The sequence below is a fragment of the Vibrio sp. Y10_XG_PY6 genome (assembly GCF_024181795.1).
In the GTDB taxonomy this organism is placed as follows: domain Bacteria; phylum Pseudomonadota; class Gammaproteobacteria; order Enterobacterales; family Vibrionaceae; genus Vibrio; species Vibrio diabolicus.
In genome coordinates this window covers 93,569-111,754 of record NZ_JAMZAQ010000006.1, presented here as the reverse complement: position 1 = coordinate 111,754, position 18,186 = coordinate 93,569, and the positions used below count along the sequence as shown (strand labels likewise).

Below are 18,186 nucleotides of genomic sequence, written 5' to 3'. Positions count from 1 at the left end.
CGGATAAATTTGCATCAAAAGCGGTCAAAAGGGAACGTTATTTCTACAGTTCTCTGAATTTATCTGCGAAAAGAGCCACTTTTTCCCAATTGGTGTATTCCACTTCTTTGGTCGTATCGGTTTCGCCACCTGTCATCGACATAATGAACCTAATCATAGTTCTGTCGAACCAGCTGTAACGTGGGTAATAAAGTGCACCAGCAAAAACACCGATTAGCGTTGGTTTCCAAGGCGACTTAATTAGAAACTTGCGAATGTAAGCACTACCTTCAGGTGTATCCTTTCCTTGGTCCTCTTTACGAGCGGTTAGGTTTACGCAGAAAAATGCCACTTTATTTTGCTCTAGTTGAGTTAGGTTTTTCTCAATAAACTGGTATAGCTTTTTATTAAGATGACCATAACGAATAGAGGCGCCTATCAACACTCTGTCGTATTGACTGAAGTCAATCGTCTCGACATTATGTAAATCCACCAGCTCACAATCGAAGTCTGGAAGTTGTTCATCTATATAGTGGAGAATTTTTTTAGTCTGCCCTTCGCGGGAAGAGTATAGAAATAATGCTTTTGCCACGATTTCCCCTTAGCTACGCCAAAACGTCGGCGTAAGTAGAATAAGTAAGGTAAAGATTTCCAAACGACCAAACAGCATAGAAACTATCAATACCCATTTTGCTTTGTCGTTAACATCACCAAAGTGAAGCGCCACTTCTCCCAAGCCAGGACCGAGGTTGTTCAGAGTCGCAGCCACCGCCGAGAACGCACTGAGCTCATCCATTCCTGTTGCAATTAACCCCAACATACAAACCACAAATACCAATGCGTATGCGGAGAAGAAACCCCAAACCGCATCGACAACACGTTGCGGTAGGGCACTGCCACCTACTTTGATGGTGTAAACCGCGCGTGGATGGACTAAACGTTTTAGTTCACGCGCACCTTGTAAGGTAAGAAGCAGGATACGGATCACTTTCATGCCGCCGCCTGTTGAACCAGCACAACCACCTATAAAAGAGGAGAACAATAGCAGTACAGGTAAGAAGAGCGGCCAATCCGCAAAACCCGTCGTCGTAAAGCCCGCAGTTGTCGAAATTGACACGGTTTGGAAAAGTGCCTGATCGAAAGCATCGTATGTCGATGTGTAAGAGTGATGTTTCAGTAATAATAGAAAGCAAATGACAAATAGCAGCACTTGAATAAACAAGAAGGCGCGAAACTCAGGATCTTTCCAGTAATACTTGGGATGTACGCCACCTGATGCAAATGCAGCAAAGTGCAGCGTGTAGTTACATGCAGATATAAGCAGAAAAACCACCGTAATCAGGTTAATCGCGTAACTATCAAAGTATCCGATGCTGGCATCGTGGGTAGAAAAGCCACCAATGGCAATGGTGGAAAAGCTGTGACTGATGGCGTCAAATGGCGTCATACCAGCTAACCAAAAAGCCGATGCACAGGCGATAGTCAGGCTCAAATAGATGTACCAAAGCGCCTTAGCAGTTTCTGCTATGCGCGGCGTCACTTTAGTGTCCTTGACTGGACCAGGGATCTCGGCGCGGTAAAGCTGCATACCACCAATGCCAAGTACTGGCAAAATCGCCACCGCTAATACGATGATTCCCATACCGCCGAACCACTGCAGTAACTGTCGATAGAATAGAATCGCTTTAGGTAACTCATCCAAACCAACAATAACGGTCGCCCCGGTCGTAGTGAGAGCAGAAAACGATTCAAAAAACGCATCTGTCACTGAGACGTTCGGGTTGTCAGCTATTAGAAAGGGGATCGAGCCTGCGCTGCCAAGTACTGTCCAGAACAGAACGACAATAAGAAAGCCATCTCGAGCTTTAAGCTCGTGCTTATACCTGCGGTTTGGGTACCAACAAACGGCCCCACAAAACAGCAGAACAAAAAATGTCGTGACAAAAGGCACACCTGCACCATCTCGATAGATCAGCGCAACGAGTGCTGGCGCAAGCATAGTGACACTAAAGAGTGCGAGCAGTAGCCCGACGATTCGAATAATTGAACGAAATTGCATGGATAAATTGACTAGCGAAGCTGTCCCTGTTGCTTCCTGTTTTTCATTATTGTCCGTCTAGCGGAGTGACAATTGCCTTTGCCCCGCTTTTATTGATGATTGCTTGGGTAAACGCGCTCACTTCTCGAAGCTCAATTTCCACCACTAATACCACCTGATCGCTGTATTCAGCCTCGACTTCTATCGCACCAAATTGCGGCATGATTGACTGTGCGATCGGCATAAACCCATAGTCTAACGTTAGTCTGAGCTTTGTGGTTATTTTTTTCTCAATAGTTTGAAGCAGCTTGAGCGCTTGTTGTACCCCACCCCCATACGCTTTAACCAAGCCGCCTGTACCTAACTTGATTCCACCAGAGTATCGCGTGACCACTGCCGTGATCTCTCCCACACCAGATCCAGACAGCTGCGCCAGGATCGGTTTGCCTGCAGTTCCGGATGGCTCCCCATCATCACTAAAGCCCCATTTCATTGAATCTTCCGGGCGGCCAGCAACAAAGCCCCAACAGTTATGTCTGGCATCAGCGTGTTTAGCTTTGATTTGATCAACAAATGCTTTTGCAGCTTCGATACTTGGCGTGTGTGCCAAATAAGTAATGAAGACGCTCTTTTTAATTTCTTCTTCAAATTGAGCAGGCTCTGCTGGAATCAGATAAGGCTTGTCATTCATAGGATTATGGATTCAGGTCTATTTGCCTGAAGTCTATCACGAGTGTGATTTACCCGTCGCATAAGATCTGCCACAGCGCACAATGTTAAACACTTGTTTAAAAAATGTATTGAAATTAGACAACCCACGATCCAAACTAACTTTACTGGTCAAACCAGAACAAAAATAAAACGACTTCCTCGATACCTATTTGCCGAGGTACACGGCGTCGTTGAAATAGGTATACAGACAATCCACGATTGTATGTCATGGAGATAGACAATGATTTACCAAGCCGAAACCCTACAGGTAAAGGAAATACAAGATGGTATTGCAGAGCTAAGCTTCTGCTCTCCAAAATCCGTCAACAAACTCGACCTAGCGACATTGGAATCGCTAGATAAAGCTCTTGATGCGCTCATTGCCCATCAAGGCCTCAAGGGGTTGTTGCTCACTTCAGATAAAGACGCATTCATTGTAGGCGCAGACATTACCGAGTTTTTAGGTCTGTTTGCTAAAACGGATGCCGAGCTCGACCAATGGCTGCAATTTGCTAATAGCATCTTTAACAAATTAGAAGACTTACCCGTTCCGACCATCTCAGTGATCAAAGGCCACGCTCTTGGTGGCGGTTGTGAATGTGTACTAGCAACAGACATGCGTATTGGTGACAAAACCACCAGCATCGGCCTACCAGAAACGAAACTGGGAATCATGCCAGGCTTTGGTGGTTGTGTACGCTTACCTCGCGTTATTGGCGCAGACAGCGCAATGGAAATCATCACCCAAGGCAAAGCATGCCGAGCTGATGAAGCATTGAAAATTGGCTTACTCGATGCTGTTGTAGAGACTGATGCTTTATACGAATCAGCACTACAAACTCTTAACTCTGCAATTAACGAGAAACTTGACTGGCAAGCACGCCGAGCACAGAAAACATCTCCGCTAACGCTGAGTAAGCTTGAATCAATGATGAGCTTCACCATGGCGAAGGGTCTGGTGGCACAAAAAGCAGGTCCTCATTACCCTGCCCCAATGACAGCCGTTATCACGATTGAAGAAGGTGCTCGCTTTGCACGTAATGAAGCGTTAGACATTGAACGTAAGCACTTCGTGAAATTGGCTAAATCGGAAGAAGCAAAATCACTCGTTGGCCTATTCCTTAATGATCAATACATCAAAGGCATTGCGAAAAAAGCAGCGAAGTCAGCAAGTAAAGACACGCAACGTGCAGCCGTGTTAGGTGCTGGTATCATGGGTGGCGGCATTGCTTACCAATCAGCGCTAAAAGGTGTGCCTGTCTTAATGAAAGACATCGCGCAAGCGTCGCTCGACCTAGGCATGACTGAAGCATCTAAGCTGCTGAATAAACGCTTATCTCGCGGTCGCATTGACGGCTTTAAGATGGCGGGTATTTTAGCGTCAATCACACCGAGCCTACATTACGCAGGTATTGAAAACTCTGATGTGATTGTTGAAGCTGTCGTTGAAAACCCTAAAGTAAAAGCAGCAGTTTTGAGTGAAGTTGAATCCCATGTCGGTGACGACACGGTTATCACCTCAAACACCTCGACGATTCCTATCAACCTATTGGCAAAATCACTAAAACGCCCAGAAAACTTCTGTGGTATGCACTTCTTCAACCCAGTGCATCGTATGCCTCTTGTTGAGATCATCCGTGGTGAGCACACCTCTGATGAAACCATCAATCGTGTTGTGGCGTATGCTGCGAAAATGGGCAAATCACCAATTGTCGTTAATGACTGCCCAGGATTCTTCGTTAACCGCGTATTGTTCCCATACTTTGGCGGCTTCAGCATGCTACTTCGTGATGGTGCTGACTTTACGAAAATCGACAAAGTCATGGAGCGTAAGTTTGGCTGGCCGATGGGACCGGCGTACTTGCTTGACGTAGTCGGCATTGATACCGCGTACCACGCACAAGCTGTGATGGCTGAGGGTTTCCCTGAGCGTATGGGTAAACAAGGTCGTGATGCTATTGATGCACTATTCGAAGCAGACAAATATGGTCAGAAGAATGGTAATGGCTTCTACAGCTATACCATAGATAAAAAAGGTAAGCCGAAGAAAACCTTCTCTGAAGAGATCTTGCCGGTGCTCGCTGACGTTTGTGCCGATAAGCAGGACTTTGACGATGAGACCATCATTCAACGTATGATGATTCCAATGATCAACGAAGTTGTGCTGTGCCTTCAAGAAGGCATCATCGCTACTCCGCAGGAAGCAGACATGGCATTGGTTTATGGTCTTGGTTTCCCTCCATTCCGCGGTGGCGTATTCCGCTATCTAGACAGCGTGGGTATTGCTGAATACGTTGAAATGGCAAAACAACACACCGAGCTAGGTGCGATGTACCAAGTACCGCAAATGCTGATTGATATGGCGGCGAAAGGTGAAAGCTTTTACGGTGCACAACAGCAAGGTTCTATCTAAGGAGGGATTCTAAAATGACTAATCAAACAAGAAATGTTGTCGTAGTCGATTGTCTACGTACTCCAATGGGTCGCTCTAAAGGTGGTGCTTTCCGTCATACACGAGCAGAAGATCTATCTGCGCGTCTAATGAAAGGCATTCTTGCACGTAACCCACAAGTGAACCCAAGCGAGATTGAAGACATCTACTGGGGTTGTGTACAGCAAACACTAGAGCAAGGCTTTAACGTTGCACGTAATGCCGCGCTACTCGCGGGCCTGCCGATTGAAATTGGCGCTGTGACGGTTAACCGTTTGTGTGGCTCATCCATGCAAGCGCTGCATGACGGTACACGTGCCATCATGACTGGCGATGCTGAAATCTGCCTAATTGGTGGCGTTGAGCACATGGGGCATGTGCCGATGAACCACGGGGTAGACTTTCACCCTGGTATGTCAAAGAACGTAGCAAAAGCTGCGGGCATGATGGGCTTAACGGCTGAAATGCTTGGTAAATTACATGGCATTAGCCGTGAGCAACAAGACGAGTTTGCCGCGCGCTCTCACGCTCGTGCGCACGCAGCAACCGTAGAGGGTCGCTTTAAAAACGAAATCCTACCAATTGAAGGCCATGCGGCTGACGGTACACTGTTTACTCTCGACTATGATGAAGTGATTCGTCCAGAGACAACAGTTAAAGGTCTGTCTCAGCTTCGTCCTGTGTTTGACCCAGCAAACGGCACAGTAACAGCCGGTACATCATCAGCGCTGTCTGATGGCGCATCAGCGATGCTGATCATGAGCGAAGAGAAAGCCAATGAGCTTGGCTTGAAAATTCGCGCACGTATTAAGGGCATGGCGATCGCAGGTTGCGATCCTTCTATTATGGGTTACGGTCCGGTACCGGCGACGCAAAAAGCGCTCAAGCGTGCCGGTCTTTCAATTGAAGACATGGATGTGGTTGAGCTAAACGAAGCATTTGCAGCGCAGTCTCTGCCGTGTGCTAAAGACTTAGGTCTGCTTGATGTGATGGATGAGAAGGTCAATCTTAACGGTGGTGCGATAGCATTGGGTCATCCACTAGGCTGTTCTGGTTCACGCATCTCAACAACGTTGATCAACCTAATGGAAGCGAAAGATGCGAAATATGGTCTAGCCACTATGTGTATCGGTTTGGGTCAGGGTATAGCGACCGTATTTGAGAGGCCTTAACGCTTGGGGTGAAGTAGGCTCAAAACGACGATGGTCGTAGTGATCTACTCAACAACCAGCATGAAATGAATAAATACTAAAATAATTTAGTATTACACTTAAGGGCGACATCAGATGTCGCCCTTTGTTTTACGCCAAACACAGTAAATATGCATACAAAGCATACATGAAATGAGTAACTTTCATTTTATTCATAGATAGAGAAGACATAGACTTATAGACAGTTAATATCTTGCTGTATGTGGCAACTGAGTCACGCTAACGCAATTTCGGAGAACCTTATGTTTAATGCTCTAGTTCTAAACCAAGAAGACAAACGCACTATCGCTAGTATCGAGCAAATCGATGAAACACAACTGCCGGAAGGTGACGTTCTGGTTGAAGTCGATTACTCATCGTTGAATTACAAAGATGGTTTGGCGATCACAGGTAAAGGTAAAATCATCCGTAACTTCCCGATGGTACCTGGCATTGATCTAGCAGGTACGGTTGTAAGTTCTGAAGATTCGCGTTACCGAGCTGGTGATAAAGTGGTCTTAACTGGCTGGGGCGTGGGTGAAAACCATTGGGGTGGCATGGCTCAACGTGCTCGTCTAAAAGCGGATTGGCTAGTACCACTACCAAAAGGTCTAGACAGCAAGAAAGCAATGATGGTTGGTACTGCTGGCTTCACTGGTATGCTATGTGTTCAAGCACTGCTTGATGCAGGCATCAAACCTGAAGCTGGTGAAATCCTAGTAACGGGCGCAAGTGGCGGCGTAGGCTCGGTTGCAGTAACGCTCCTAGCACAGCTTGGCTACAAAGTTGCTGCAGTGACAGGACGTGTAGAGACAAACGGCCCGCTACTTGAAAAACTAGGTGCTAGCCGCATCATCGACCGTACTGAATTTGAGGAACCAGCACGTCCACTTGAAAAGCAAGTATGGGCAGGTGCGGTAGATACCGTCGGCAGCAAAGTACTAGCAAAAGTACTGGCGCAAATGGATTACAACAGTGCAGTCGCCGCTTGTGGTCTTGCAGGTGGTTTTGATCTACCAACTACAGTGATGCCGTTCATCCTACGTAACGTTCGTCTGCAAGGTGTGGACTCAGTAATGTGTCCAACAGAGAAACGCATCGCAGCATGGGAAAAACTGGTTGAACTACTACCAGACAGCTATTTCGAGCAAGCATGTACTGAAGTAGAACTAGCAGAAGCACCAAAATACGCAGAAGACATCACCAACGGTCAAGTAACAGGTCGTGTGGTTATCAAGCTATAAACACTGACTCAGCATAAACAGACGAAGAGCCGGCATTGCTGGCTCTTTTTGTTAGCAGTTTAATCCCATATCTTCGATACGCTTAGCTATTAGACGGCTACATTCTTCACGCACAATCGTTCTTAACCATTCTTGAGCAGGAGAATGCTCGCAACGCGCATGCCAAATCATCGAGTATTCAAATGGAGTAAATTGGAAGGGTAATGGTTTCACCACCAAGTCATAACGCTCGGCAACCAGATACGCCAAGTCCGCTGGCACTGTGATGATAATTGGCAAGGTATCCATGATCGCCAATGCAGCTTCTAAATGGTAAGCACGCAGAACCATTTTACGCTTAGGCTTCTCAATTAAAGCTTGTTCGATCAGTGCCTTAACACCATCACTGATGGCGATCATGGCATGTGGATGGCTCAGATAATCATCCAAGCTCATTTCTTTATCCGCTAATGGATGCTGTTTTGAAAGCATACACAGCACCCCCACTCGCCCCAACACTTCACTGCGTAGCGGCTCCACCGGGCCAGTTGGGCGACAAATCGCTAAGTCTGCACCTTCATAAGTGAGCTGATCTGATAAACGGTCGTGTTGCAGTGGTAAGAAGTTAAAAGACACGTTTGGCGCTTCTTGGTAAATTCTCGGCAAAGCAAACGGCAGAATGGTTTGCATGGCATAGTCGGTGGTCACGATGTTGAAAGTCTGTACGCATTGCAATGGATCAAACTCAACCGGAGATAACAACTGACGTAAAGACTCTAATGGCTCGCCTAATGAGCGATCGATCTCTAACGCTTTCTGAGTTGGGATCAAATGCTGCCCCTGACGAGTAAACAGCGGGTCTCCCAATAAGTCACGCAGACGACCAAGCACACGACTCATTGCCGATTGACTCAAATTCAGACGTGTTGCCGCCTTACTGACACTGTTTTCTTCTATCAGTACTCGCAACGCAACCAGTAAATTTAAATCTCGGCGATAGATGTCTTCCAGTTCCACGAATTAGCCACTTATTTTGTATGTGTTTAGGTAAATTGTACTCTTCAGGCAAAAAAAATCCCGCCTTTCAGCGGGGAAGCCCAAGAAAAATGGGGATAGTGTCGGAATGAAGTGTCGGTAAAAATAGGTGAGCGTTATTAAAGTATTCTGATCGAAGCAAAAAGCGCTAATTTTCTTGCTCAGATGCACCTGACCATTTGCGCATCTCGATCCAAATCCCAATAATAGTGGCAACCATGCCTACAAGAGGCATCAAAGAGGTGTCAGCTGTCGTTCTGAGTACCAAAGCACAAAACGAGATAAAACAAAGTACGGAGTAAATCGTAAGTCTGTCTAACGCTGTTAACATTGCCTCTCCCTTGCCAGTTGTTACCAAATTGTTAATTTAAGGTAAAACAAAAAATTCCGTTTGCCAAGTGGTTATTGAATATTTTTTCAACGAACGTAGAATTCACCGCTAAGTTAGTTACGAGAATCACACTATGAGCTTTAATCCTGAACTGGCAACAAAGACATTAGAGGCGGAAGGACTGCGCTGCCCAGAGCCAGTGATGATGGTCAGGAAGACAATTCGCAACATGCAAGATGGTGAGATTTTGCTGGTCAAAGCAGATGACCCATCCACGACTCGAGACATTCCGAGTTTCTGCCGTTTTATGGATCACCAATTAATTGCAGCACAAACGGAGCAAGTTCCGTATCAGTACCTGATCAAGAAAGGATTGGAATAATCTGGTCGAATTAAAAACGGCAGCCGATTGGCTGCCGTTTGTTTATTCATCGTATTCGAGTGTGCGAACTTCTGATTGGAGCTTGTTGAGTTGTTTTTTCATTGCCCGCATCTCTTCATGCATAGGAATGATGTGGGCTACGCGAATCCACGCCTCTACTGTTAATCCAGTAAGAACGAACGATCCTGCCACAATCGGCAACCACATATCAGTCAGTACCATCGCTAACAAGCACAGCGCCAAACCAAAGGTGAATAAATAACTCTGACTCTTTGGGGTCATCCCCATGTAACGTGTAAGCATAAACTTGCCCTCTCGCTATCATTCACACCATTAAACTACCATGACAAGTATGACACTAATATGTCATCCGTCACGCTACGGAGCGATTTTAAGTCAGAGTTTGAGCTACGCCACTAATTCGCTAGTTATTGATTATTTGCATCATTTTAACGATTGTTCGCGGATAACATTTTCCATTTTCAGGCTGCGTTATCCGCCTAAAAATATTAAAAGAAGGCCGCACCAATCGCCAACAACACGAACAAAATAGCGGTGACTTTACGAATCAACCCCAGGGGCATCTTGTCTGCTGAAAGCTTACCAATTAACACCACAGGCACGTTAGCCAACAACATACCAATGGTCGTGCCAAGTATGACCCAACTCAGCGCATCCGCGTATTGCGCGCCTAGGATAGAAGTGGCGATCTGAGTTTTATCACCAATCTCAGCCACAAAGAAAGCAATAAAGCTGGCAATGAAAGGACCTCGGTTTGAAATCTGTTCGTCATCATCCAACTTATCAGGAATCAACACCCAAGCCGCCATCGCGACAAAACTGACCACCAGCACCCACTTTAAAATATCAGGTGATAAATAGTCAGCGACAACCACACCTAACCATGCAGCCAAAGCGTGGTTGGCAATGGTTGCCAAAAAGATTGCTGCAATAATTGGTATTGGTTTGCGGTAACGACTTGCGAGTAATAGAGATAGCAATTGGGTCTTATCGCCAATTTCTGCTAACGCTACAGTAGTAATTGAAATAGCTAAAACGCTCACGACATGCTCATTGGGGCAGGGATTATTATTTTTAACCTAAGACAAACCTCACGCCCCTACCCCGGTTCGTGATGATTTGTCTAAGGTCTTGCTAAACTTGAAAGGCTTCAAGTCTCGAACGCCATGGTGATTTTGCACCAATTATGTTGACGGACGAACCAGATGAAACAGAAACTTCATCAGGTAAGCTACTCCCCAAAGACAGGCGCAATTCTAGCCACCTTTGTTGCGCTTCTCAAGAGCCAAAGCAGGCAAAAACTACCTTTTAAGAAAAATACAGCAGATAACGCGGTAAAAATTCATTAAAGAAGAAAATCGCCCACGAATTAATCAAGATTAGCTCTACTCCCATGCTCAATATCTGGTTATACTAGATTGTTAATTTATTCAACCGTAATTACTCTTTATCGCCGTTGTTAGAGTTGAAAAACTCGGCATAGATGACGAATTAACGAGTAACAAGAGAATCGCGCGAACCTGACTTATGCAAAAATACGATATCAAAACCTTCCAGGGAATGATCCTCGCGCTGCAGGATTATTGGGCTCAAAATGGTTGTACCATTGTTCAACCGCTAGATATGGAAGTGGGTGCGGGTACCTCTCACCCAATGACCTGTCTACGAGCGCTTGGCCCAGAGCCAATGTCGACAGCTTACGTACAACCTTCACGTCGTCCTACTGATGGCCGTTACGGTGAAAACCCTAACCGTCTTCAGCACTACTACCAATTCCAAGTAGCGCTAAAACCATCGCCTGACAATATTCAAGAGTTGTACCTTGGCTCCCTTGAAGTTCTTGGTATTGACCCTCTTGTACACGACATCCGTTTCGTAGAAGACAACTGGGAAAACCCAACACTAGGCGCATGGGGTCTAGGCTGGGAAGTTTGGCTAAACGGCATGGAAGTGACTCAGTTTACTTACTTCCAACAAGTTGGCGGCCTTGAGTGTAAACCAGTCACTGGTGAGATCACTTACGGTATCGAACGTCTAGCAATGTACATCCAAGAAGTAGACTCGGTTTACGACCTAGTTTGGAACATCGCGCCAGACGGCAGCAAGGTGACTTACGGTGATATCTTCCACCAAAACGAAGTAGAGCAATCGACTTACAACTTCGAGCACGCAGATGTTGAATTCCTATTTGGTTTCTTCGAGCAGTGTGAGAAAGAGTGTAAAGAGTTGCTTGAGCTTGAAAAGCCACTGCCATTACCTGCTTACGAGCGCATCCTAAAAGCAGGTCACGCATTCAACCTACTAGACGCGCGTAAAGCGATCTCAGTAACTGAGCGTCAGCGTTACATCCTGCGCATCCGCGATCTGACTAAGTCAGTAGCAGAAGCATACTACGCATCGCGTGAAGCTCTTGGCTTCCCAATGTGTAAGAAAGAACAAGCGTAAGGGGTAGAGAACATGGCAAAAGAATTTCTAATCGAGCTAGGTACAGAAGAGCTACCACCAACGCAACTTCGTACGCTAGCTGAAGCATTCGCAGCAAACTTCGAAGCAGAACTAAAAGGCGCTGAGCTAGCTCACGAAGGCGTAAAATGGTTTGCGGCTCCTCGTCGTCTTGCACTTAAAGTCGCGGCACTAGCAGAAAGCCAATCAGACAAAATCGTTGAAAAACGTGGCCCTGCGGTTTCTGCAGCGTTTGACGCGGAAGGCAACCCAACCAAAGCGGCTCAAGGCTGGGCACGCGGTTGTGGTATTTCTGTTGACCAAGCAGAGCGCATGGTTACAGATAAAGGCGAATGGCTACTGTTCAAACAAGAAGTGAAAGGTCAGCCAACGTCTGAGATCGTTGTTGAACTTGCAGCGAAAGCACTAGCAAACCTACCTATCGCAAAACCAATGCGCTGGGGTAACAAAACGACTCAATTTATCCGCCCAGTGAAAACGCTAACCATGCTGATGGGCAGCGACCTAATCGAAGGCGAGATCCTTGGTGTCGCTTCTGACCGCACTATCCGTGGTCACCGCTTCATGGGTGAACAAGAGTTCACTATCGATTCTGCTGAGCAATACCCTGCAATCCTAGAAGAGCGCGGTAAAGTTATGGCAGATTACGAAGCACGTAAAGCCATCATCCTAGCTGACGCACAAAAAGCGGCAGCAGAAGTTGGCGGTATCGCTGATCTAGAAGATGACCTAGTAGAAGAAGTCACGTCTCTGGTTGAATGGCCAGTAGTACTTACAGCGAAGTTCGAAGAAGAGTTCCTAAAAGTGCCTTCTGAAGCGTTGGTTTACACCATGAAAGGTGACCAGAAGTACTTCCCTGTTTATGACGAAAACAAGAAGCTACTACCTAACTTCATCTTCGTATCGAACATCGAATCAAAAGAACCTCGTTACGTAATCGAAGGTAACGAGAAAGTGGTTCGTCCTCGTCTTGCTGACGCAGAGTTCTTCTTCAACACAGACCGTAAGCGTCCGCTTATCGACCGTCTGCCTGAACTAGAGCAAGCGATCTTCCAAAAGCAACTGGGTACGATCAAAGACAAAACAGACCGCATCACAGAACTTGCTGGCTACATTGCAGAGCAAATCGGTGCTGACGTTGAGAAATCAAAGCGTGCTGGTCTACTAGCAAAATGTGACCTAATGACCTCAATGGTATTCGAATTCACGGATACTCAAGGTGTTATGGGTATGCACTACGCTCGCCACGACGGTGAAGCAGAAGAAGTTGCAGTCGCACTGAACGAGCAATACATGCCTCGTTTCGCAGGTGATGAACTGCCATCAAACGGCGTTTCAACAGCAGTTGCAATGGCAGACAAGCTAGACACTATCGTAGGTATCTTCGGTATTGGTCAAGCGCCTAAAGGCAGCGACCCATTCGCACTACGCCGCGCATCTCTAGGTGTACTACGTATCATCGTTGAATACGGCTACAACCTAGATCTTGTTGACCTAGTAGCGAAAGCGAAGTCACTGTTTGGCGACCGCCTAACCAACGACAACGTTGAACAAGACGTTATCGAGTTCATGCTTGGTCGTTTCCGCGCTTGGTACCAAGACGAAGGCTTCAGCGTAGACATCATTCAAGCAGTTCTAGCGCGTCGTCCGACGAAACCAGCAGACTTCGACCAACGAGTTAAAGCGGTTTCTCACTTCCGTGAACTGGAAGCGGCAGAGTCTCTAGCAGCAGCGAACAAACGTGTTGGTAATATCCTAGCGAAATTCGACGGCGAACTAGCAGCAGACATCGACCTAGCATTGCTACAAGAAGACGCAGAGAAAGCACTAGCAGAAAGCGTTGAAGTCATGACTGAAGCACTAGAGCCTGCATTTGCGACCGGTAACTACCAAGAAGCCCTAAGCAAGCTAGCAGATCTACGTGAGCCAGTGGATGCGTTCTTCGATAACGTAATGGTAATGGCAGACGACGAAGCACTTAAGAAGAACCGTCTGACATTGCTGAACAACCTGCGTAACCTGTTCTTACAGGTCGCAGATATCTCTGTCCTTCAAAAGTAATTCATTACTGATTCAGAAGTGATTAAGAGATAAGTAAAGGGAAGCGTCGGCTTCCCTTTTTTGTTGTCTTTAAACGGAGATAATCGGTTCTTATTATTCATTTTGTGAACAAGGCAAAAATTTGTAGGGTGAGACACGTTTAACTTGTTGGTGCAGAGCTCGGATTGTAGAGGCTCAGTTTTGCTATAACTGGACTGTTTATTCGGGGGAAGGACACAATGAAAAAAACAATTCTCGCACTCTCTATTGGACTATTGAGCGCCTGCAGCCAGATTCCAGAAAATGCTATCGTACTGAGCGTTGGAGACGATACAGCCGTCTTCGAACCAAACTCTAACGGCTTACTTGTCGCCGAGCAAAAACTCGAAAAAGGCAGCTACACCTTTACCATTGCCGACAGTAATCAAAGCTGTGGAAGTAGTTTTGCTTTGGCAGAAGAAAGCCGCATCAAATTCAATCGTCCATTAAAAATGGATAATTGCGCCACAGATGCCCAAATGCCGCTGCGCATCTTCAAAGCCAACACCTATCAATTTACGCTCAACCCAACCACTAACGAGCTAACTGTTAGGCTCAAACCCAAAAAGAATCAAGACATCACCTACTCTTGCCCTGTCGCAACCAATACGCCAAAAACCATCAACGTTGAGCAAACCTTTAATGATGGCACTGTCGTTCGCGATGCCTTAACCGGACAAGAAACTATAGTTACAGATGGCAGCGTAACCATGCAGCCGGGCCCTATGAGCCAAGGTCTGTTGTTACTAGAAGAGGTTGAGCAACAAGCAGAAAAACCTTTCAGTTGGGACAACGCGACGGTGTACTTCGTCATGACTGACCGCTTCTATAACGGCAACCCAGACAACGACAACAGCTACGGTCGCAGCAAAGACGGGAAATACGAGATTGGTACCTTCCATGGTGGTGACTTAGCGGGTCTGACGAAAAAACTCGATTACATCGAATCGCTTGGTGTGAATGCTATCTGGATAACCTCACCACTGGAACAAATCCATGGCTGGGTTGGCGGCGGCGATAAAGGCGACTTTAAGCACTACGGCTACCACGGCTACTACCACCAAGATTGGACTAAGCTTGATGCCAACATGGGTACCGAAGATGAGCTCAGAACCTTCGTCGATACCGCCCACAAGAAAGGCATCCGCGTGATTTGGGATGTAGTCATGAACCACACAGGTTATGCGACATTAGCAGACATGCAGGAATTCGGATTTGGTCAGCTTTACCTTGATGACCAAGAAGCCAAAGAAGTCCTTGGTGAAAAATGGACCGACTGGCAGCCAAAATCAGGACAAAGCTGGCACAGCTTCAACGATTACATCAAATACGGTGATAGCGAAGCGTGGGACAAATGGTGGGGCAAAGATTGGATTCGTACCGACATCGGCGACTACGATGCACCAGGCTACAATGACATCACCATGTCTTTGAACTACCTACCGGATCTCAAAACCGAATCGACTCAGAAAACCGGATTACCAAACTTCTTCCGCAATAAAGACACCAATGCGCAAGATGAGCTGCAAACCCCGCGTGAGCATCTGATTACGTGGTTATCCGACTGGGTACGCGACTACGGCATTGATGGCTTCCGCGTCGACACTGCTAAGCACGTTGAAATGGAAGCGTGGGCAGAGCTGAAAGCCAGCACCACTCAAGCGCTTGCCCAGTGGAAGCAAAACAACCCAGACAAAGCCTTGGATGATCTACCTTTCTGGATGACGGGTGAAGTATGGGCGCACAGCGTGGTGAAAAGCCCGTATTTCGATAACGGCTTCGATTCCATCATCAACTTCGAGTTCCAATCTGATGTAGCACCAAAAGCGCTGAAATGCTTTGCTCAACTCGATAGCGATTATCGCCGCTACGCGGAACGTATTAACTCCGATCCTGAGTTCAACGTGTTGAGCTACCTATCTTCACACGATACACAGCTGTTTTGGTCGGCACGCAGCCGCAGCTTCGATGACCAAGCACGTGCCGCAAATGCACTGATGTTGGCTCCGGGTGCAGTGCAAATCTACTACGGCGATGAGATTGCTCGTGACTTTGGCGTGACTGGCTCCGATCCTACTCAAGGTACTCGCTCTGATATGCCATGGGATAAGATTCATGGCGAACGTGAAGACTTGCTGCAACATTGGCAAAAACTCGGCGAGTTCCGTCAACGCCACCCAGCGGTTGCGCAAGGCAAACACATCACTCGCAATCAAGAAGGGTATTACGCGTTCGAGCGCCAATACCACGACGACAAAGTGCTGATCGTCTACACTGGCGAATAGCCGATTCACTCCACCAGCAAGGGAAGCATTTCGCTTCCCTTTTTTATTCACTGCTCATATCCCCATCATCTGGTCTGATGACAAACTTTTTTCTTCTTCGAGTAAATTCACACTTTGCGTCGTAATAACATTAGGGTAAGGTCAAGTATTACTCTATAAGCTGATGTTTCATCAGCATTCAATACACATAAGCAATCACAATGAATTAGGTATCAGTCAGCATGCAGTTCTCAAAGTTTGGTGAAAAATTTAATCAGTATTCAGGTATTACGCAGTTAATGGACGATTTGAATGATGGTCTACGCACACCAGGTGCCATCATGCTCGGTGGAGGTAACCCAGCCGCCATTCCTGCCATGCTCGATTACTTTCACCAAGCCAGTGAGGAAATGCTCGCCAGTGGCGAACTCGTCGCCGCACTCGCCAACTACGATGGGCCGCAGGGTAAAGACGCGTTCGTGAAAGCGCTGGCTCAGTTATTCCGTGAAACTTACGGTTGGGAGATTTCAGAGAAGAACATCAGCCTAACTAACGGCAGCCAAAGTGGCTTCTTCTACTTGTTCAACTTACTCGCAGGTAAACAGCCTGACGGTTCGCATAAGAAGGTGCTACTGCCTATCGCGCCTGAGTACATCGGCTATGGTGATGCTGGCATTGATGAAGATATTTTTGTCTCTTACCACCCAGAAATCGAGCTGTTAGATAACGGATTGTTTAAATACCACATCGATTTTGAACAGCTAACCGTCGACGATTCTGTTGCGGCAATCTGCGCATCTCGCCCAACCAACCCAACGGGTAACGTACTGACAGACGAAGAAGTGCGTAAACTGGACAAACTCGCACGTGAAAACAACATCCCACTGATCATCGATAACGCCTACGGCTTGCCGTTCCCGAACATCATCTTTGAAGATGTCGAACCGTTCTGGAATGAAAACACCATCTTGTGCATGAGCCTATCCAAACTTGGCTTGCCTGGCGTGCGTTGCGGGATTGTGATTGCGAGTGAAGAAATCACTCAAGCGTTAACCAATATGAACGGCATCATCAGCCTAGCACCAGGCAGTGTGGGTCCAGCGCTGGCAAACCACATCATAGCTAAAGGCGACCTGCTTAAACTGAGTTCAGAGGTGATTAAGCCGTTTTACAAGCAGAAGTCGCAACGTGCGGTTGAACTGCTGCAAGAAGCGATTACCGATGAGCGCTTCCGTATTCACAAACCTGAAGGGGCGATCTTCTTGTGGTTATGGTTTGATGAGCTGCCAATTACAACAATGGAGTTGTACCAACGCTTGAAAGCGCGTGGCGTATTGATTGTTCCGGGTGAGTACTTCTTTATTGGTCAGAAAGACGAGTGGGACCATGCTCATCAGTGCTTACGCATGAACTACGTTCAAGACGATGAGATGATGCAGAAAGGGATTGCGATTATCGCGGAAGAAGTTGAAAAGGCTTACCAGCAAGGTCAGTAAAGCAAACTCCCACATCAAAGACACAAATTAAAAAGAGCGCCAACTGGCGCTCTTTCTCACTCTATAAGGCAAATAACTTGCTGATTAGTTGCTTTCTAGCAGGTTGTTGCCACCGATAGCAATTTTACGTGGTTGCATTGCTTCTGGGATTTCACGAACCAAATCAATATGTAATAAGCCGTTTTCCATTGATGCGCCAGTCACTTTGACGTAATCCGCTAGCTGGAATTTACGTTCAAAGTCGCGCTCAGCAATGCCTTGGTACACGTAGTTTTTGCCTTCTTCTGCTTTGCGTTCGCCCTTCACGATCAACATGTTTTCGTTTTGAGTCAGATCGAGTTGGTCTTCAGAGAAGCCAGCAACTGCCATAGTAATACGGTAGTTATGCTCGTCTTTTTGCTCAATGTTGTACGGAGGGTAACCGCCAGAAGTATTTTTCGCTGTATTCGCTTCCATCAGGTTTAGCAGACGATCAAAGCCAATTGCATTACGGTATAGTGGTGAGAAATCTACGTTACGCATAAATCTATCCTCTTAATTAAG

Annotated in this window: 17 protein-coding genes; 9 read left to right on the top strand and 8 right to left on the bottom strand. The window is 46.6% G+C overall.

Annotated elements, in window-relative coordinates:
* Positions 1-43 precede the first annotated feature (43 nt).
* The 3 genes from hemG to NL644_RS21635 are packed head-to-tail and all read right to left on the bottom strand — an operon-like array spanning position 44 to position 2,708.
* Complete coding sequence (gene hemG / locus NL644_RS21645) at positions 44-571, bottom strand: menaquinone-dependent protoporphyrinogen IX dehydrogenase (RefSeq protein WP_085344395.1); 528 nt, start codon at positions 569-571, stop codon at positions 44-46.
* Positions 572-580: 9 nt separating this feature from the next.
* Positions 581-2,038 (bottom strand): TrkH family potassium uptake protein, encoded by a 1,458-nt coding sequence (locus NL644_RS21640; RefSeq protein WP_006743175.1) that lies wholly within the window; start codon positions 2,036-2,038, stop codon positions 581-583.
* A gap of 46 nt (positions 2,039-2,084) precedes the next feature.
* The gene (locus NL644_RS21635; RefSeq protein ID WP_005378891.1) at positions 2,085-2,708 is read right to left on the bottom strand and encodes a YigZ family protein; all 624 of its coding nucleotides are present in this window, start codon (positions 2,706-2,708) and stop codon (positions 2,085-2,087) included.
* A 261-nt stretch (positions 2,709-2,969) separates the two neighbouring features.
* Between NL644_RS21635 and fadB the strand changes: the two genes are divergently transcribed.
* The 3 genes from fadB (at position 2,970) to NL644_RS21620 (ending at position 7,593) form a co-directional block, all read left to right on the top strand.
* On the top strand, positions 2,970-5,141 hold the full coding sequence (fadB, locus tag NL644_RS21630; RefSeq protein WP_114324071.1) for a fatty acid oxidation complex subunit alpha FadB: 2,172 nt from the start codon (positions 2,970-2,972) through the stop codon (positions 5,139-5,141).
* Positions 5,142-5,155: 14 nt separating this feature from the next.
* Positions 5,156-6,331, top strand: coding sequence for an acetyl-CoA C-acyltransferase FadA (fadA, locus tag NL644_RS21625; RefSeq protein WP_114324070.1), 1,176 nt, complete (start codon positions 5,156-5,158; stop codon positions 6,329-6,331).
* A gap of 281 nt (positions 6,332-6,612) precedes the next feature.
* Positions 6,613-7,593, top strand: coding sequence for an MDR family oxidoreductase (locus NL644_RS21620; protein WP_114324069.1), 981 nt, complete (start codon positions 6,613-6,615; stop codon positions 7,591-7,593).
* 51 nt (positions 7,594-7,644) lie between these two features.
* Here NL644_RS21620 and NL644_RS21615 read toward each other — a convergent pair whose 3' ends face one another.
* Both NL644_RS21615 and NL644_RS21610 read right to left on the bottom strand, forming a co-directional pair.
* Positions 7,645-8,589 carry a LysR family transcriptional regulator gene (locus NL644_RS21615; protein ID WP_114324068.1) on the bottom strand — a complete coding sequence of 315 codons (945 nt, stop codon included), beginning with the start codon at positions 8,587-8,589 and terminating at the stop codon, positions 7,645-7,647.
* 166 nt (positions 8,590-8,755) lie between these two features.
* Entirely contained in the window at positions 8,756-8,938 is a 183-nt protein-coding gene (locus NL644_RS21610; RefSeq protein ID WP_114324067.1) for a hypothetical protein, read from the bottom strand.
* A 133-nt stretch (positions 8,939-9,071) separates the two neighbouring features.
* On the opposite strand from NL644_RS21610, the gene tusA reads away from it, so the two are divergent.
* Positions 9,072-9,320, top strand: coding sequence for a sulfurtransferase TusA (gene tusA, locus NL644_RS21605; protein ID WP_005394130.1), 249 nt, complete (start codon positions 9,072-9,074; stop codon positions 9,318-9,320).
* 42 nt (positions 9,321-9,362) lie between these two features.
* On the opposite strand, the gene NL644_RS21600 is transcribed toward tusA, so the two are convergent.
* Complete coding sequence (locus NL644_RS21600) at positions 9,363-9,623, bottom strand: hypothetical protein (RefSeq protein ID WP_031780377.1); 261 nt, start codon at positions 9,621-9,623, stop codon at positions 9,363-9,365.
* A 206-nt stretch (positions 9,624-9,829) separates the two neighbouring features.
* Positions 9,830-10,384 (bottom strand): TMEM165/GDT1 family protein, encoded by a 555-nt coding sequence (locus NL644_RS21595; protein ID WP_012841256.1) that lies wholly within the window; start codon positions 10,382-10,384, stop codon positions 9,830-9,832.
* A 162-nt stretch (positions 10,385-10,546) separates the two neighbouring features.
* Between NL644_RS21595 and NL644_RS21590 the strand changes: the two genes are divergently transcribed.
* From NL644_RS21590 to NL644_RS21570, 5 genes are all read left to right on the top strand, one after another.
* Positions 10,547-10,690: a hypothetical protein gene (locus NL644_RS21590; protein WP_012841258.1), complete on the top strand. Its 144-nt coding sequence runs from the start codon at positions 10,547-10,549 to the stop codon at positions 10,688-10,690.
* A gap of 178 nt (positions 10,691-10,868) precedes the next feature.
* Positions 10,869-11,786: a glycine--tRNA ligase subunit alpha gene (glyQ, locus tag NL644_RS21585; RefSeq protein ID WP_048625586.1), complete on the top strand. Its 918-nt coding sequence runs from the start codon at positions 10,869-10,871 to the stop codon at positions 11,784-11,786.
* Positions 11,787-11,798: 12 nt separating this feature from the next.
* Complete coding sequence (gene glyS / locus NL644_RS21580) at positions 11,799-13,865, top strand: glycine--tRNA ligase subunit beta (protein WP_114324066.1); 2,067 nt, start codon at positions 11,799-11,801, stop codon at positions 13,863-13,865.
* A gap of 218 nt (positions 13,866-14,083) precedes the next feature.
* Complete coding sequence (locus NL644_RS21575) at positions 14,084-16,168, top strand: alpha-amylase (RefSeq protein ID WP_253658775.1); 2,085 nt, start codon at positions 14,084-14,086, stop codon at positions 16,166-16,168.
* 221 nt (positions 16,169-16,389) lie between these two features.
* On the top strand, positions 16,390-17,643 hold the full coding sequence (locus NL644_RS21570) for a valine--pyruvate transaminase (protein WP_253658774.1): 1,254 nt from the start codon (positions 16,390-16,392) through the stop codon (positions 17,641-17,643).
* 84 nt (positions 17,644-17,727) lie between these two features.
* Here NL644_RS21570 and NL644_RS21565 read toward each other — a convergent pair whose 3' ends face one another.
* Positions 17,728-18,165, bottom strand: a complete 438-nt coding sequence (locus NL644_RS21565; protein WP_005458680.1) for an Hsp20 family protein — start codon at positions 18,163-18,165, stop codon at positions 17,728-17,730.
* Between the last annotated feature and the right edge of the window lie 21 nt (positions 18,166-18,186).

Bases quoted from the DNA above. Each gene is read 5' to 3' on its own strand.
- NL644_RS21640 (WP_006743175.1), bottom strand. From the start codon at position 2,038: ATGCAATTTCGTTCAATTATTCGAATCGTCGGGCTACTGCTCGCACTC.
- NL644_RS21635 (WP_005378891.1), bottom strand. From the start codon at position 2,708: ATGAATGACAAGCCTTATCTGATTCCAGCAGAGCCTGCTCAATTTGAA.
- fadB (WP_114324071.1), top strand. From the start codon at position 2,970: ATGATTTACCAAGCCGAAACCCTACAGGTAAAGGAAATACAAGATGGT.
- fadA (WP_114324070.1), top strand. From the start codon at position 5,156: ATGACTAATCAAACAAGAAATGTTGTCGTAGTCGATTGTCTACGTACT.
- NL644_RS21620 (WP_114324069.1), top strand. From the start codon at position 6,613: ATGTTTAATGCTCTAGTTCTAAACCAAGAAGACAAACGCACTATCGCT.
- NL644_RS21610 (WP_114324067.1), bottom strand. From the start codon at position 8,938: ATGTTAACAGCGTTAGACAGACTTACGATTTACTCCGTACTTTGTTTT.
- tusA (WP_005394130.1), top strand. From the start codon at position 9,072: ATGAGCTTTAATCCTGAACTGGCAACAAAGACATTAGAGGCGGAAGGA.
- NL644_RS21600 (WP_031780377.1), bottom strand. From the start codon at position 9,623: ATGCTTACACGTTACATGGGGATGACCCCAAAGAGTCAGAGTTATTTA.
- NL644_RS21590 (WP_012841258.1), top strand. From the start codon at position 10,547: ATGAAACAGAAACTTCATCAGGTAAGCTACTCCCCAAAGACAGGCGCA.
- glyQ (WP_048625586.1), top strand. From the start codon at position 10,869: ATGCAAAAATACGATATCAAAACCTTCCAGGGAATGATCCTCGCGCTG.
- glyS (WP_114324066.1), top strand. From the start codon at position 11,799: ATGGCAAAAGAATTTCTAATCGAGCTAGGTACAGAAGAGCTACCACCA.
- NL644_RS21575 (WP_253658775.1), top strand. From the start codon at position 14,084: ATGAAAAAAACAATTCTCGCACTCTCTATTGGACTATTGAGCGCCTGC.
- NL644_RS21570 (WP_253658774.1), top strand. From the start codon at position 16,390: ATGCAGTTCTCAAAGTTTGGTGAAAAATTTAATCAGTATTCAGGTATT.
- NL644_RS21565 (WP_005458680.1), bottom strand. From the start codon at position 18,165: ATGCGTAACGTAGATTTCTCACCACTATACCGTAATGCAATTGGCTTT.